Below are 13571 nucleotides of genomic sequence, written 5' to 3'. Positions count from 1 at the left end.
TCCCCAGCCCGAGCACCGCAGCGGACCCTCCTCGCGCAGCGAGGAGGGCGCCCCACTCGGGGTCGCCTTTCTTTGCCTACTTTCTTTGGCGAGGCAAAGAAAGTAGGTGCGCTGCCGGGCGCACATCCCGGCATCGCCCGCAGGGCGCGCCTGCGTCAGCAGGCTTCAACGCAACGCCCAAAGCAAAAAGCAAAAAGCAAAAAGCCAGCGATACGTCTCCAACGTCCGATGAAGCACCAAAAAGGATGGCCGCCCGCAGGCGGCCATCGGTACCGGTCCTACCACAGCCGTATCACTGCGCCCCGGTCGCCGCCACACCCTGGCCCACCGCCTTGGTCTGCTTGGCCGCAGCTTCCGACATCTTGGTGACCGACTGCACCAGCGCATTCTGCGCGGTGAACTTCATCTGCAGCATCGCCGCATCCTGGATCTGGCCCATCATGCTCTGCATGGCCTGCTCGTTGGTCTTCGCGGCGGCCTGGTTGGCCGTCGTCGCGCTGGCCGCGAAGTTGTCCTGCCCGCCGGGCGAGGGCGGCGGCTTGCGCGGCGGGGCGCCGGCGCTGGTGGCCTGCGAGCTCCGGGCCGCCGGGCCGCCGGCCAGGCTGGACAACATCTGCTGCCCTGCCTTGGGGACCGCTTCCTTCACAGCCGATTCCAAGGTCTTCACCGTCGCACTGACGATGCCCTTCGGGATTGCACCTATGCCTGCACCCATGTTCACTCCTTCACAAGTTCGGGCCGCGGGCGCCACCATTGGCGAACACGGCAAGGACGCCTTCGGACCTTAGTCAGCTCAGCGGCCGCCACAAGACGTCATGGGCGAAGCGCAGCCCCACGAAACGAAGCCCCGGCCGATGATGAATATCCGTTGAGGATGGTTGCGAGATTGATTGAGGATTTCGCTGAGAACCTTTGAGCCACGCTCGGCGCGGCCTCCCTAGCATGTCCTTCATGCCACGAACCCCCGTGGCGCCAAGTGGAGGTGCTAGCGATGTTGATGTTGGCCTTGACCTGCAGACGGGTCTGTGAGATGGAGCCGGGCTTGAGCGATCTGGTGCTCAAGGGACAGCTGGTCGATGCAGTGCGCCTGGGCAGCGAGCGCTTCGAGCGCATGAACGCCGCCCCTGCCGAGCAGCGTGCCGCCCTCGGGCAGCTGATCGGACGCGCCCTGCTTGCCCTGGGGCGCGAGGAGGAAGCCGAAGAGCTGTTTCAGCGCCTGCTGAAGATCTACGAAAGCCACTCGCGCTCCTGCGTGCGCTGGCAGGCCTCGCTGGACCAGGCCGCCTTGTTCCTGCACCTCAACCGTGCTGCGCGCGCCGCCGAGGCTTTCAACACCGTCGCCGACGACGACACCGCGCCCGCCCCGCTGCGGGCCGAAGCGCTGGCCGGCCTGTCGGTCGCGTTGCATCGCTCCAGCGAGCACCGCCGCGCGATGCACACCCTCAACGAGGCGCGCCGACTGGCCCAGCAGGAAGGCCTGGACGGCATGGGCGAACTGCTCGATGCGCTCGGCCTGGACCTGTCGGCCCACTGTTGCTTCCAGGTCGAGGAGTTGCGCGAGCAGGCGCTGGGCGGCGGCGCCGACCCGGGCGTGCAGCCGGTCGACCTGGCGCCGCTGCGGGCGCAGTTGCGTGCGGCCATCGAGCGGCTGGGCGAGGCCGGCATCGCGACACGCCGGCTGCGTTATATCGAAGCCCTGCTGGACGACTCGATCGGATCGCCCTCCGGGCGCAGCCGCCTCAACGAGGAGCTGCGCTGGCTGCGCGAGCTCAAGCTCAGTGCCTTCGAGCAACTGGCCCGCATCGAGGCCGGCATGGTGCTGGTCCAGCACGGCGACAGCCACGCGGCCTGCGATGTGCTCGGAGCGATGGTCTACGACGAGCAGCAGATGCGCCGCCACCGCTATGCGCTGGAGCTGAAGTACTGCATGTCCCAGGTGCACGCGGCGGCCGGCCGCCACGGCGATGCGCTGCGTCTGTACAAGGACTATGTGCGCCAAGCGCTGTATTCGATGAAGAAGGAGTGGTTCCAGCTGCCGCGCTCGCGTTTCCTCGAAAAGCACGAGCTCGCCGAGCAGAGCGACGCCGCCAAGCTGCGCCTGCCGCTGCGCTACCGCAAGGCCTACCAGTACATTGTCGACCACCTCGACGACCGCAGCCTCTCGATCCGCCAGGTCGCCGCCCACATCGATGTGACCGAGCGGGCCCTGCAGATGGCCTTCCGCACCTACCTCGGCATGACGCCGGCGGAGCTGATTCGCAGTCGCCGCATGCAGCGCATCCGCGACGAGCTGCGCAACGGCGCCGGGCAGGAAGGCGTGCTGGCAGTGGCGACACGCTGGGGCCTGACCAACCGCTCGACGCTGGCGCACAACTACCGGCAGCAGTTCGACGAGACGCCGTCGGCGACCCTGCGCGGCGCGGCCGTGCCGGCCTGAGCGCACGACGGATTCCCGCCCGCCGAATGTCGCGCATCCCCCTCGGAGACCTCATGAACGAGACCGCCACCTCTAGCTCCACATCCTGGGAGGCCACCGCCCTGAAGGTGCTGGCCGAGGAGTACCAGAACGCCGCCGGCGCCGCGGGCGACCCGGCCGAGGCCACGCGGCGCTACTTCCGCCGCTACGAGATCCGTGCCGCCTCGATGCCGGACGACGGGACCGAGGTGCCGGCCTGCGCCAAGGGCTGCAGCTATTGCTGTCACCTGCGTGTGTCGGCGCCGGCCCAGGAGGTGTTCACGCTGGCCGAGGCGCTGGAGCAGCTGCCCGACGCCGCGCAGCGCGCCGCGCTGCTGGCGCGGGTGCGCGACAATGCGGCGCGCGTCGCGACGATGGACAGCCGGCGCCACCACGGCACGGCGTTGCGCTGCGCGGTGCTCGCCGCCGATGGCGCCTGCAGCGCCTACGAGGCGCGGCCGTCGAGCTGCCGCCGCTACCACTCGCTCTCGGTGGAGGCGTGCAAGGCCTCCTTCGATGCGCCTTCCGACCTGGGCAGCCGCATCCGCTTGTCCACCCCCAAGCTGGTGCTCGACACGGCGCACTACCTGGGCCATCGCCGCGCCTTGTCCGACGCGGGCCGGGACACGCGGCAGTACGAACTGCACACCGCGCTGTGCGAGGCGCTCGACGACCCGCAGGGCAGCCGGGAACGTTTCGGCCGCGGCGAGCCGGCCTTCCGGCACGCCGTCGTCACGGCCGAGGGCGTGCACGCACTCTGAATCGGTCGACCGCCCGCCCTGTCGCGCCATGCACCGGCTCATCCCGCCTGCACCGGCCCGCGGCACTGCCGACGCAGCCGCCACCGAACCGCCGGGATCCGCAGCCGGCGCGCCGCGAGCGCGTGGTCGCGGCAGCGAACCGGTGGTGCAGCGCAGCGCGATCGGCAGCGCCACCTCGCAGGTCTGGGCCGCCGTGACGCGCAGCGTCAGCCGCAGCATCACCACCGAGGGGGACGGCGAGGACGTCGCCTGCACCGAGGTCGAGATCAGCACGGCGGGCGCGGCGGAGGCCGCTGACGACAGCGACGCGGAGGCGGCCTCCGCGGCCGATGCGGCAGATTCCTCCGCCATGCAGGCCGTCTGGCGTGCGCCGCCGCGCCGTGCGCGCGCGCCTGAGCCGGCCGTGCCGGCCGGCCCGCCCGCCGCGCGCAAGGAGCCGGACGGCGAGCGCCGCGTGCGGCGGCGCAAGCCGCGCCCCTCCGAGGCGGCGAACGAGGCCGACGAGGCCTGGCTGGAGGCCGGAGTCGACAGCCTGCTGCCGCTGGACACCGGCTATGTGCTGGCCGAGGACCGCGCGGTGATCGCCGTCGAGCGGGTGCGCGCGCCGCAGGAGGCGAGGCGGGTGCCGCGCAAGGAGGACGCCCAGGAAGGGGCGCTGCTCGCCGTCATCGCCTGGGGCTTCGCGGCCGTCGTGGCGACCGTGGTGGTGGCGGTGATGCTGGGCGTGGGCCGCGCGCCGCCGCGGCAGCAGGTCGACGACGAACGCACGGCGGAGCAGGCCCCAGCCCAGGCGCCGCCGCGCTGAATCCGTCGCCTGCGCGACACGATCCACCGAAACGGGTGATGGCGACGGCGCTGCGATGGCCCGACACTCACGACCGTGCGCCGGCCGCTGCCGCCGGCGCGGCAAGCCGGGCGCGGCGGCTCCGCGCCCGAGGCGGAAACGGCCGGCAAGACGGCACAGAGGGACAGTCGAGGTGAGGGCATGCAGGTGAGACTGCGCAGAATGAACATGGTGGGGCTGGGGCTGTCGCTCGCGGTCCTGTTGCTGGGCGGGCAGCTGTTCGCGCTGCCGATGCTGGCGATCTTCGGGCTCTCGCTGTATGTGCTGGCCGGCGGGGCCTGGCGCCACGGGCTGCTGGCGGCACTGCTTGCAAACGCCGGTGGCCTGGTGGCCACCGGGTTCGCGGCCGGGCTGCTCGCGCTGCTCGGCGCCTGGGGCCCGGCCGCCGGCCTGCTGGCCGGATTTGTCCTGCCCATCGTGCTCAACACGGCTCACCTGTGGAAGGCCCAGGCGGCGCTGCCGGTGCGGCCTGCCGACGAGATGGCCGTGCTGCGGCAGGGCTGAACAGCACAGCTCGCTCAGGGCGCCGCCGGCGCAAACACCTCGACCTCGGCCAGCGACAAGGAGTTGCGGCCCCTGAGCCACACCCTCAGGTAACGCCCGCTACGCCCCGGGGGCAGCGCCAGATCGATGGCGCGCTGCCCGTTCAGCGACGTCACGTGCAGGTCGGTGACGCCCGGCCGCACGCGTTCGGTCTCGAGCGTTTCGCTCGTGAAGGGCTGCTCCGACAGCAGCACATGGAAGTCCGAGAGCCGATCGGCGCAGCAGACGTCGGAGCGGTTCCACAGCCGCACACCCGCCACCCGCTCGATGCGGCCGAGGTCCACCTGCCACCAGGGCTGCAGGCTCTCTTGTGTGTGCGTCACGCCGCCGGCGCGCCATTCGGTGGTCAGGTCCCCGTTGACGGCCAGAGCGGCGACCCCCGGCGCGATGGTGCTCGACTGCGCGGCCGCGCGGTGCAGCGCAAGATTGACCGGGCCTTCCTCGACCTGCACCTCGCTCAGCGACAGCACGTCGCGTTCGGGCTCGCTGGTCACGCCGCCACTGCCCGAGCCGTCGGGGTCCGAGCGCCGTTGCACGACGATGCTGCGGCCGCGCACCGCGGTGCCGGCCAGGTGCGTCAGGTCCACATGCAGACGGTCGGGCGAGCCGAGGCGGTTTTCCGGGTTCAGCAGCTCCGAGGTCCAGACCGGCAGTCCGGCCCCGTCCAGCACCGTCACCGTGATGTCGCGCAGCCGGGTGCGGCAGTCGTCGGTGCCGCTGCAGCGGCCGGTGCGGTTGAACAGCGAGATCTGCGACAGCCCGCGTGTCGCCGGCAGGTCGAGCCGCCAGCTCGGATCCGGCCGCCCCGGCGAGGTGTGGGTGTAGCTGTCGAGCCGGCCGTCCAGCGCCACGCCGGCCGCGTTGACGGCACGCCAGGTGCTGGACTGACTGGCCGTGCCTTGCGGCGCGACGTTGCGCGGGTCATGACGGAATTCGACGATGGCTGCCGGCGAGGGCACCCCCTGCCGGTCCACCACATGCAGCTGGTAGTGCCCCGGCGGCACCACCCGGTTGTCGAGCCGGCTGAGGTGCAGGGTCAGTTCGCGCCCGCGCTGCGTGTACGCCAGCGGCACATAACGCAGGTCGGTGCCGTGGCTGTGGGTGACCATGCCGATCGTCACCAGGGCGGCCGAGGCGATCGGGCGCGTGTCGGCCAGCACCACGGTGCTGTCGCTCGCGGGGCCGTAGACGAAGTAGGGCGCCACGCGCGTGAAGGCGGGGCGACTCGCCCACTCGACGCGGCCGCCGGTGCGGCGGAAAAAGTAGGGCGGGAAGTAGACCTGCGCGTTCTGCGCGAACACCGGCCCGGGGGCGCCGCCGCCGGCATTGAGCACCGCGCCACTGGGCAGCAGCAGGGACACCGAGTGGTAGAGGCGTCGCTCCGCGGCCGGCGCCAGGGTGCGCCAGCGCCCGGTGTCGGGATTCCACAGCTCCGCCTCGAAGATGGCGGTATCGCTGTGGTTGCCCACCGCTGTGCCGCCGGTGACCAGCACCTGTCCGTCGGGCAGTGCCACCGCGTTGGCCCAGTTGCGCGCGCGGGCCATCGGCTCGGCCGGCATGACCTGAGGCGAGGGCGGCCCGAAGTCGATGAGGGTCGCCTGGCGTGTCCCAGGCAGGGCATCGGTGTTGTGCAGCGAGCCGCCGCCGGCCAGCAGCAGCCGGCCCGGCCGGTACATCAGGCTCATGCCGCTGACGCCCAGCCGGTGACCGGTCGGGCCGAGCGATTCAATGCGCCCTGCGCCGTGCGCATCGAGCCGCCACATCCGGTCGTTGGAGACACCGACGACGCGGCCGTCGAGGCCCACGTAGGCCCTCGGATACCACCAGCGCGCGTCGAACTTCCCGAACAGCTCGGCGCTGGTGGCACCGGGCAGCGGCTGCCAGCCCTCGGCGGCGGTGAAGACCTCCGGGGTCTCGGCGTACTCCAGGGGCTCGCGCGGATGGTTGTTGCCGCCGACGATCAGGATGCGGTTGTCGCTCAGGCGCACCAGCGTGGCGTAGTAGCGCGGCTGCCTCGGCTGCGCCGCACGCGCGATGAGCAGGTCGCGGTCGGGGTCCCACTGAGTGGTCTTGTAGAGGGCGGGGTTGTTGCCGCCGACGATCAGCAGCATGCCGTCCGGCCCCATCGTGCTGGCACTGCAGAAGCTGTTGACGGTGGTGGGGTTGGGCAGTGTGCGGTGGGCCCCCTCGGCGAAGCCCAGCGCGGGCGACCAGATGTCGAAGTGCAGGGTGTAGGCCTGCACGACATCGGGCGGGGCGGTGCCGAAGCTCATGACCCGGCCGTCCGGCAGCAGGTTGGCGTGCGCCGCCATCAGCGGCCACGGCGCCAGGGCCGACCACATGCCGCGCTCCGGCGCGTCCGCGGTGGGCGGCAGGACACCGATCAGCGCGTCCTCCAGGGGGGTGATGACCGAGGCCAGCGGCGCCTCGCGGGTCGGGCCGGCGCCGCGAGGCGAGCGGGACGCCGCCTTCGCGCGGCTGCCGGCCGTGGCCCGCCCGGAGGCGCCGTCGCTGGCGCTGCTGTCGTCCTGCCTGCCGCCGCCGCAGGCCGCCAGCACGAACAGCGCCAGCGTCGTGAGGGCGGGCCAGCCGCCGCGCAAACCTGCACGGCCGGCCGGATATCGGCTTGTCATGTCCATGGGTCCTCCGCTGCGCCGCGGGGGGAGCGAGCTGACGGCGTCGCCACCCGCGGCTGCAGCGGGCGCCGGTCCGTAGGGACCCTCTCAAGTTAGGGGGGCGGGCGTGCAATTTCTTGCGTGAAAACGCCATGCGTGCCCCTTTGGTCGGGGGGGCCGGCATGGCACGGAAAACCGCGCCCGCGACCCCGCAGAGCCATCGGACGGGCACACTGTGCCGGTGAAGTATCGGCAAGTATCGGCCAAATGTATACTTGGCAGTTCAAGCGATACTTGGAGATCCCGGCGTGCACGACATCTGGCACTACCCACGCTCAGAGCCCGCCGCGCAGATCATTCGAACCTTGGCCGTCGGCTTGGTGTCGGCAGTCGCCATCATCGAACCGCGCCGGCGCGGCAAGACCACCTTCCTGCTGGACGACCTCGCGCCTGCGGCGCGGCGGGACGGCTACCTTCCGATCTACATCAACCTCACCGCAAGCACCGGTGATCTGGAGGACCTGCTGGCGAGCAGCGTCGGTGCTGCGGCCGAGGGCGCAGAGGGCCTGGTGGGCCGCCTCCGCAAGGTCGGCGAGACGCGCATCAAGAAGCTCTCGGCCAAAGGCAATGTGGCCAGCGGCGAACTGGGAGGCGAGGTCGAGTTCGATCGCACCGAACGGCGAGGCTCGCTGCGAGCGGCGTTCCTGGAGCTGGCGCGCATCGACAAGCCGGTGCTGTTCCTGCTCGATGAGGTTCACAAGCTCGCTGACGAAGGGGCGAGCGCGGTCTCGTGGAGCTTGCGATCGCTTCTGGACACGCACCGCAAGCGCATGAAGGTCGTTGCCACGAGTTCGTCGGCCGCCTCCTACGAGGTCCTGGTGACCGGCGAGAAAAAAGCCTTCAACCGCTGGTTCACGCGGGTGCCGCTGCCACCCCTCGGCGATGCTTTCGTCGAGCACCTCGCGGCGATCGTCCGCCAGCACTTCCCCAGGCACGCGATCGCCCTGCCGGACATCCGGCAAGCCTTTGCCGAGCTCGGGCACAGCCCGAAGTTCGTGCGCGACTACCTGAACCTTCGCATCCTCCATCCCGCCCTCAGCCATGCCGGGGCCATGCAGGAGGCGGTGGCGGAAGCCGCTCGTGAAAGCGGCTATGAAGACCAGTTCGCGCGGCTGATTCCCCTGCAGAAGACCATCCTCGTGGCCCTCGTTTCGGGGCAGAGCCAGCTCTTCTCCGAAGACACGCTGAAGGCCATCGGCAGCGTGCTGACCGGCGAGCCCATCGCCAAGACGCTCATGCAGCGGGCGCTTCGATCCCTGGCCGACAAGGGGTGGATCATCAAGCAGGGACGCGGCGATTACACCTTGACGGATGTGCTGTTCGTGCAGTGGCTGCAGGAACAGATCCGCGCCGGGCTGCTGGCCCCGCCGAACGGCTGAAAAAACAGCGCCGGCCCTCGGCGACCGCGAGCCTCAAGGCCGCGCCTTCAGCCAGTGCGCCAGCTCCTGCGCCAGCGGCTTCAGGGCCAGGGCGGGGCGGGTCTGCTCGAAGAACATCGCCACCAGCAGCGACAGCATCAGCAGCGCGACCGCGCCCTTGACCGGCTGGGCCAGGCTGTTGGGCTCCAGCTTGTCGGCGGTCTTGCCGATGATGCCGAAGCCCAGGTCGATCAGCACCAGCACCAGCAGCACCGGCGCCGCGATCTTGACCACCGACTCCATGTAGCGGCCCAGTTGCGCGCTCAGAAAGGTTTCCAGCGCGTCCGACCAGGTCGGCGCCAGTCCGTCCAGCGGCCACCACAGGAAGGACTCGAACAACAGGCCCACCAGCACCACCATGCCACCCAGCAGGTAAAAGCCGGCGATCGCGAGCTGCGACACCAGGTTGCCCACCGGTGTGCTCTGCTCGCCGTTGAGCGGATTGGTCTGCTGGGCGTTGTTGTAGCCAGCCTGGTTGTCGATCAGCGCACCCACACCCTCTGCGACCCAGAACACCACCGACACAGCGAAGCCGAGCAGCAGGCCCAGCAGCGCCTCTTTGGCGAGCAGGGCCAGCAGCATCGGCGTGCCGATGCCTTCGACCACGTGCAGCGGCTGGCCCCAGGCGACGAACAGCCCGAGCATCAGCGCCAGGCCGTTGCGCACCACACCCTGCAGGCTCTGGTCGCTGGTGGGCGGCATGACGAGCATTGCCGCATAACCGCGCAGGCTGCACAGCGCCAGCAGGGTCATCAGGCTCTTGAGGGCTTCGCCGTACTGGATGATGGACTCCGGCCGCGACAGCAGGTCATGCATGTGATGCTCCCGACGCCGCCTCCTGCGCGCGCGCGGCGAGCAGGCGTGCCACGGCGGCTTCCTCGGACTCCTCGTCCTGGTTGTCTTCCTGCGCCAGTTCCTCGGCCTGCAGCAGGGCCTGCCGGCGCGCTTCGATGTGCTCGACCTGCTGCTGCGCCCGCTTGACCGCCTGGCGCAGCAGGCCGAGCTGCTGCTCGGCCTCGGCGGTCTGCTGCTGCGCCTGCTGCAGGACCTGCACGGCCTGGTTGCGGCGCGTCTTGAGCGTGTCCAGCAGATGTTGATAGGTGACCAGGTCGGCCGCGTCGAAGCCGGCCTCGCCGGAGCAGTGGGTGGTCAGCTTGTCATAGCAGGCTTGCTGCTCCAGGCCGCAGTCCACTTCGTGCTGGGCCGCTTCGGCCTGGCGGGTCCGGCAGGCGCCCAGCACCGCCTGCTGGGCCTGCACCGCGGCCTCGGCCTGCTCGACGCGGCGCCGCTTGGCCCACAGCAAGGTCTTCAGGGACTTCGCCGTGGTCATGAGCGCACTCCGCTGGCGGGGTACGCCCCGCGACCTTCCAAGTCAGGACGGCCCGGCGCCGCGGCCGGGGGGGGATGTCTCATGCCTGCACCATCGAAGTCAGCGCCTGCAAGGTCTTCTCGAAGGGCCAGAGGTCGCTGGTGGCCTGGTTGAGGAAAGCGCGGATGGCCTCGATCTTCTGCACTGCCTCGTCGGCGAGCGGATCGTTGCCGGGCTTGTACTCGCCCATCTGCAACAGCGTCTCCAGCTCGTCGTACTTGGCCATCAGCTTGCGCAGCTTGCCGGCGGCCCCCTGGTGCTCGGCGGGCACGATCTGCGACATCACCCGGCTCAGGCTGCCGAGCACGTCGATGGCCGGGTACTGGTTGCGTGCGGCGATGCGGCGCGACAGGATCATGTGGCCGTCCAGGATGCCTCGCACCTCTTCGGCGATCGGGTCGCTGTTGCTCTCGTCTTCGGCCAGCACCGTGTAGAGCGCGGTGATCGAGCCGGTCGCGCCCATGCCGGCACGCTCCAGCAGGCGCGGGATCTCGGCGAACACCGAGGGCGGATAACCGCGCCGGGCCGGCGGTTCGCCGGCGGCCAGGCCGATCTCGCGCTGGGCGCGCGCGAAACGCGTCAGCGAGTCCATCATCAGGAGCACCCGCAGGCCGCGGTCGCGGAAGTACTCGGCCACCGCCGTGGCGACATGGGCGGCCTTGGCGCGCTCGATGGACGAGCGGTCGGAGGTTGCGCACACCACGACCGAGCGTGCCATGCCGCTCTCGCCCATGATGATCTCGATGAACTCGCGCACCTCGCGGCCGCGTTCGCCGATCAGCGCGATCACGCTGATGTCGCACTGCGTGCCGCGCGCGAGCATGCCCATCAAGGTGGACTTGCCGACGCCGGCGGGCGCGAAGATGCCCATGCGCTGGCCCTGGCCCAGGGTCAGCAGGCCGTCGATGATCTTCACCCCGGTGGGCAAGGGGTGCTCGATCAGGGCCCGGTCCATCGGACTGGGCGGCAGCGCGAACACCGGCCGCTGCTCGCTGCAGCGGATCTCACCCTTGCCGTCGATGGGTTGCCCCAGGCTGTCGATGACGCGGCCGAGCAGCCGGTCGCCGACCGGCACCGACAGCACCTGCCCGGTGCCGACGACACGGGTGTTGCCGGCGCTCACGCCGAGGATGGAGCCGAAGGGCGAGAGGATGGTGCGTCCGCCCGAGAAGCCCACCACCTCGGCCACCTGCATCACCTCACCGCTTGCGTCGAGCAGGTGGCACAGCTCGCCCAGCTTGGCTTCAAGGCCGCTGACGCGCATCAGCGTGCCGACCACCTCGCTGACCTTGCCGGCGCGCGTCACCATGCTCGCGCTGGCCAGCTCGGCCTCCATCCACTGGGTCAGCTCCTGCAAGTTCATCGGCGTGGGCCTCAGGGCGTGTCGGGCGAGCCGTCGGCGACGGCGCGCTGCACCGCGCGCTCCATCGCGGCGCGCAGGCCGTCGAGCTGGGTCTGCAGGCTGGCGTCCAGCACGCCCAGCTCGGACTCGAAGATGCAGCTGCCGGGGCGCAAGGCGGCGTCGACCTGCACCTCCACCGAGAGGCCGTCCATCGCGAGCGACGACAGCGCCGCGATGCCGTCCTGCGCCTCCTCGTAGTCGGCCGGACCCACACGCAGCGTCAGCGAGGTCGCGCCGCGGGTCAGCTGCTGCACGTTTTTCAGCGCTCGCTGGTAGAGCGCGCCGCGCTGTTCGGTGTGCACGATGCGCTCCACCGCCGAGGTCACCAGCTCGGCCAGCCGGGCGTGCAGGGTCTGCACCGAGCGGGCCTGTTGCAAGGACTGGCCGGTCTGTTGCTCGTGCCAGTCGAGCGCGGCTTGACGCAGCCCGTCCTGGTAGCCGCGTTCGCGCGACTCGGCGTGCAGGCGCACCGCCTCCTCGCCCGCCGCGGCGAGCAGGGCCTGGGCTTCCTCCCGGGCGGTGGCCAGCACACGCTGGCGCTGGGCTTCCAGGTCTTCGCGGGCCTTGTTGAGGCGCAGCGTGGTCTGCACCGTGGCGGCCTTGAGGATGCCGTAGGGAACGCCGGCGGGGCCGGCCGGCCCGGGTTTCAACCAGATCAGCATGGCGTATCGTCCTCCATGGCCGGGTCCTCCTGCTCCTGCTCCTGCTGCTCGATCCAGGCCAGCGCCGCGCCGGCCGCCAGCTCGGCCGGTGCCGCTTCGCGTGCCTTGGCGGTGCCGAGCAGGCCGCGCGGCAGCGACAGGCGCACCAGCCGGCGCAAGGCGCCGTCATCGGCCTGCAGCTGGCCCACCCAGTCCCAGTAGCCCACGCAGGCCCAGTGCATCGGCGACCAGTGCGCCACCCGGGCGCTCACGCTGCGCCCGCCTTCGGCGGTCTGCTCGATGCGCTCGAACCACTCGCCCAGCGCTGCACGCAAACCCTGGCGGGCCGGCTTCTCGATGCAGCAGCGCAACACGCCGGGCCGCCGCACGATGGCCAGGGCACACAGCCGGCGCGTCAAGGCCGGCCGGGCCAGCAGCGCCCAGCGCCCGGCGCTGTCGAGCAGGCGCGGCAGTGCCGGCGGGCCGCCGCACCGGCTCGCGAAGAGGCGGCGCGCGGCGTGGCGGCGCGCCGGTCCCTCGGGCAGGCGGCGCAGCAAGGGCCAGGGAGCGTCCTCCTCACGCTGCCAGTCCGCATGCAGGTCCTCGGCGAGGCGGTCGAGCTTGGCCTCGAAGGCAAGCGCGCAGTCCGCCAGGGCTGCCGGGTCCAGGGCGTTCATGCCGCCCCCGGCGCCGCCGCATCGGTCCGGCCGCCGGGCAGGCGGCGCGCCAGCCCGGCCGGCAGCCAGGCGGGCCGCAGTGCCACCAGCGCGCCCATGCCGAGCAGGAGCAGCAGCAGCGCTGCGCCGCCCCAGGTCCAGGCCGAGGGGCCGCGGTCGGCCGGCTGCACCGGCGGCGGCGGCAGCAGCGCGCCGGCCACCAGCGTGACGGTCACGTTGTCGTAGGCGAGGCCTTCGACGCTGCGCGCCACCAGGTTCTTGATCGCCGGGGTCAGGGCGCTGAGGTTGGCCTCCGGCCGGTACTTGACGAACACCGAGGCGCTGGAGGGTTTGGTCTCGGTCGCCATCGGGTCGTTGTTCGGCAGCACGATGTGCACCTTGGCGATCACCACGCCGTCGATGCGCGACAGCGTGTCCGACAGCTCCTGGGAGACGCCGTGGATGAAACGCACCCGCTCCTCGGTGGGCGTGGAGATCAGCCCTTCCTTCTTGAACATGTCGCCGAGGCTGACGCGCTTGTCCTGTGGCAGGCCACTGGCGCGCAGCACCGCGAGCGCCTGCACCACCTCGTCCTGCTCCACCACGATGCTCCAGGTCTTGCCGGCATCGGGGGTCTTCTTCTCGGCGCGCACGCCGCGTTCGAGCAGCGCCGCGACCATCTCGTTGGCGTCGGCCTCGGTCTGCTTGGTGTACAGGTCGGTCTTGCAGCCGGCCAGCGCCAGCAGCAGGCAGGCGCCGAGCACCAGGCTCGCGGGACGGGGACAGCGGCGGTTCATGGCGGGCTCC

The 13571-nt window shown here is 71.1% G+C and carries 13 protein-coding genes; 5 read left to right on the top strand and 8 right to left on the bottom strand.

Annotated elements, in window-relative coordinates; genetic code table 11:
* Positions 1–292: 292 nt before the first annotated feature.
* A complete protein-coding gene (locus tag OOT46_RS20895) occupies positions 293–715 on the bottom strand; it encodes a hypothetical protein (RefSeq protein ID WP_265405567.1) in 423 nt (140 codons plus the stop codon).
* Positions 716–1042: 327 nt separating this feature from the next.
* On the opposite strand from OOT46_RS20895, the gene OOT46_RS20890 reads away from it, so the two are divergent.
* The 4 genes from OOT46_RS20890 (at position 1043) to OOT46_RS20875 (ending at position 4564) form a co-directional block, all read left to right on the top strand.
* The gene (locus tag OOT46_RS20890) at positions 1043–2437 is read left to right on the top strand and encodes a helix-turn-helix transcriptional regulator (RefSeq protein ID WP_265405566.1); all 1395 of its coding nucleotides are present in this window, start codon (positions 1043–1045) and stop codon (positions 2435–2437) included.
* A gap of 53 nt (positions 2438–2490) precedes the next feature.
* Positions 2491–3216 (top strand): YkgJ family cysteine cluster protein, encoded by a 726-nt coding sequence (locus OOT46_RS20885; RefSeq protein WP_265405565.1) that lies wholly within the window; start codon positions 2491–2493, stop codon positions 3214–3216.
* A gap of 28 nt (positions 3217–3244) precedes the next feature.
* The gene (locus OOT46_RS20880) at positions 3245–4021 is read left to right on the top strand and encodes a hypothetical protein (RefSeq protein WP_265405564.1); all 777 of its coding nucleotides are present in this window, start codon (positions 3245–3247) and stop codon (positions 4019–4021) included.
* Between the two features lie 180 nt (positions 4022–4201).
* A complete protein-coding gene (locus OOT46_RS20875) occupies positions 4202–4564 on the top strand; it encodes a hypothetical protein (protein WP_265405563.1) in 363 nt (120 codons plus the stop codon).
* A gap of 14 nt (positions 4565–4578) precedes the next feature.
* On the opposite strand, the gene OOT46_RS20870 is transcribed toward OOT46_RS20875, so the two are convergent.
* Positions 4579–7236, bottom strand: coding sequence for a discoidin domain-containing protein (locus tag OOT46_RS20870; RefSeq protein WP_265405562.1), 2658 nt, complete (start codon positions 7234–7236; stop codon positions 4579–4581).
* Positions 7237–7526: 290 nt separating this feature from the next.
* On the opposite strand from OOT46_RS20870, the gene OOT46_RS20865 reads away from it, so the two are divergent.
* The gene (locus OOT46_RS20865; RefSeq protein WP_265405561.1) at positions 7527–8657 is read left to right on the top strand and encodes a hypothetical protein; all 1131 of its coding nucleotides are present in this window, start codon (positions 7527–7529) and stop codon (positions 8655–8657) included.
* Between the two features lie 33 nt (positions 8658–8690).
* On the opposite strand, the gene sctT is transcribed toward OOT46_RS20865, so the two are convergent.
* From sctT to sctJ, 6 genes are all read right to left on the bottom strand, one after another.
* Complete coding sequence (sctT, locus tag OOT46_RS20860; protein WP_265405560.1) at positions 8691–9512, bottom strand: type III secretion system export apparatus subunit SctT; 822 nt, start codon at positions 9510–9512, stop codon at positions 8691–8693.
* The gene (locus OOT46_RS20855; RefSeq protein WP_265405559.1) at positions 9505–10026 is read right to left on the bottom strand and encodes a YscO family type III secretion system apparatus protein; all 522 of its coding nucleotides are present in this window, start codon (positions 10024–10026) and stop codon (positions 9505–9507) included. Before OOT46_RS20855 ends, sctT begins: the two co-directional genes overlap by 8 nt.
* A 79-nt stretch (positions 10027–10105) precedes the next feature.
* A complete protein-coding gene (sctN, locus tag OOT46_RS20850; protein ID WP_265405558.1) occupies positions 10106–11428 on the bottom strand; it encodes a type III secretion system ATPase SctN in 1323 nt (440 codons plus the stop codon).
* Between the two features lie 11 nt (positions 11429–11439).
* Positions 11440–12129 (bottom strand): type III secretion system stator protein SctL, encoded by a 690-nt coding sequence (sctL, locus tag OOT46_RS20845; RefSeq protein WP_265405557.1) that lies wholly within the window; start codon positions 12127–12129, stop codon positions 11440–11442.
* Positions 12123–12785, bottom strand: coding sequence for a type III secretion protein HrpB4 (locus OOT46_RS20840; RefSeq protein ID WP_265405556.1), 663 nt, complete (start codon positions 12783–12785; stop codon positions 12123–12125). Before OOT46_RS20840 ends, sctL begins: the two co-directional genes overlap by 7 nt.
* Entirely contained in the window at positions 12782–13561 is a 780-nt protein-coding gene (gene sctJ, locus OOT46_RS20835; RefSeq protein ID WP_265405555.1) for a type III secretion system inner membrane ring lipoprotein SctJ, read from the bottom strand. Before sctJ ends, OOT46_RS20840 begins: the two co-directional genes overlap by 4 nt.
* Positions 13562–13571: the final 10 nt, after the last annotated feature.

The sequence above is a fragment of the Aquabacterium sp. A7-Y genome (assembly GCF_026153205.1).
Lineage (GTDB): Bacteria > Pseudomonadota > Gammaproteobacteria > Burkholderiales > Burkholderiaceae_C > Caldimonas.
The sequence above is the reverse complement of the archived record's forward strand: the minus strand, read 5'-3'. Positions and strand labels throughout refer to the sequence as shown.

Excerpts from the sequence above, each read along its gene's own strand:
- OOT46_RS20875 (WP_265405563.1), top strand. The coding sequence starts at position 4,202 with ATGCAGGTGAGACTGCGCAGAATGAACATGGTGGGGCTGGGGCTGTCG.
- sctJ (WP_265405555.1), bottom strand. The coding sequence starts at position 13,561 with ATGAACCGCCGCTGTCCCCGTCCCGCGAGCCTGGTGCTCGGCGCCTGC.
- OOT46_RS20885 (WP_265405565.1), top strand. The coding sequence starts at position 2,491 with ATGAACGAGACCGCCACCTCTAGCTCCACATCCTGGGAGGCCACCGCC.
- sctN (WP_265405558.1), bottom strand. The coding sequence starts at position 11,428 with ATGAACTTGCAGGAGCTGACCCAGTGGATGGAGGCCGAGCTGGCCAGC.
- sctT (WP_265405560.1), bottom strand. The coding sequence starts at position 9,512 with ATGCATGACCTGCTGTCGCGGCCGGAGTCCATCATCCAGTACGGCGAA.
- OOT46_RS20855 (WP_265405559.1), bottom strand. The coding sequence starts at position 10,026 with ATGACCACGGCGAAGTCCCTGAAGACCTTGCTGTGGGCCAAGCGGCGC.
- OOT46_RS20870 (WP_265405562.1), bottom strand. The coding sequence starts at position 7,236 with ATGACAAGCCGATATCCGGCCGGCCGTGCAGGTTTGCGCGGCGGCTGG.
- OOT46_RS20880 (WP_265405564.1), top strand. The coding sequence starts at position 3,245 with ATGCACCGGCTCATCCCGCCTGCACCGGCCCGCGGCACTGCCGACGCA.
- OOT46_RS20895 (WP_265405567.1), bottom strand. The coding sequence starts at position 715 with ATGGGTGCAGGCATAGGTGCAATCCCGAAGGGCATCGTCAGTGCGACG.
- sctL (WP_265405557.1), bottom strand. The coding sequence starts at position 12,129 with ATGCTGATCTGGTTGAAACCCGGGCCGGCCGGCCCCGCCGGCGTTCCC.
- OOT46_RS20840 (WP_265405556.1), bottom strand. The coding sequence starts at position 12,785 with ATGAACGCCCTGGACCCGGCAGCCCTGGCGGACTGCGCGCTTGCCTTC.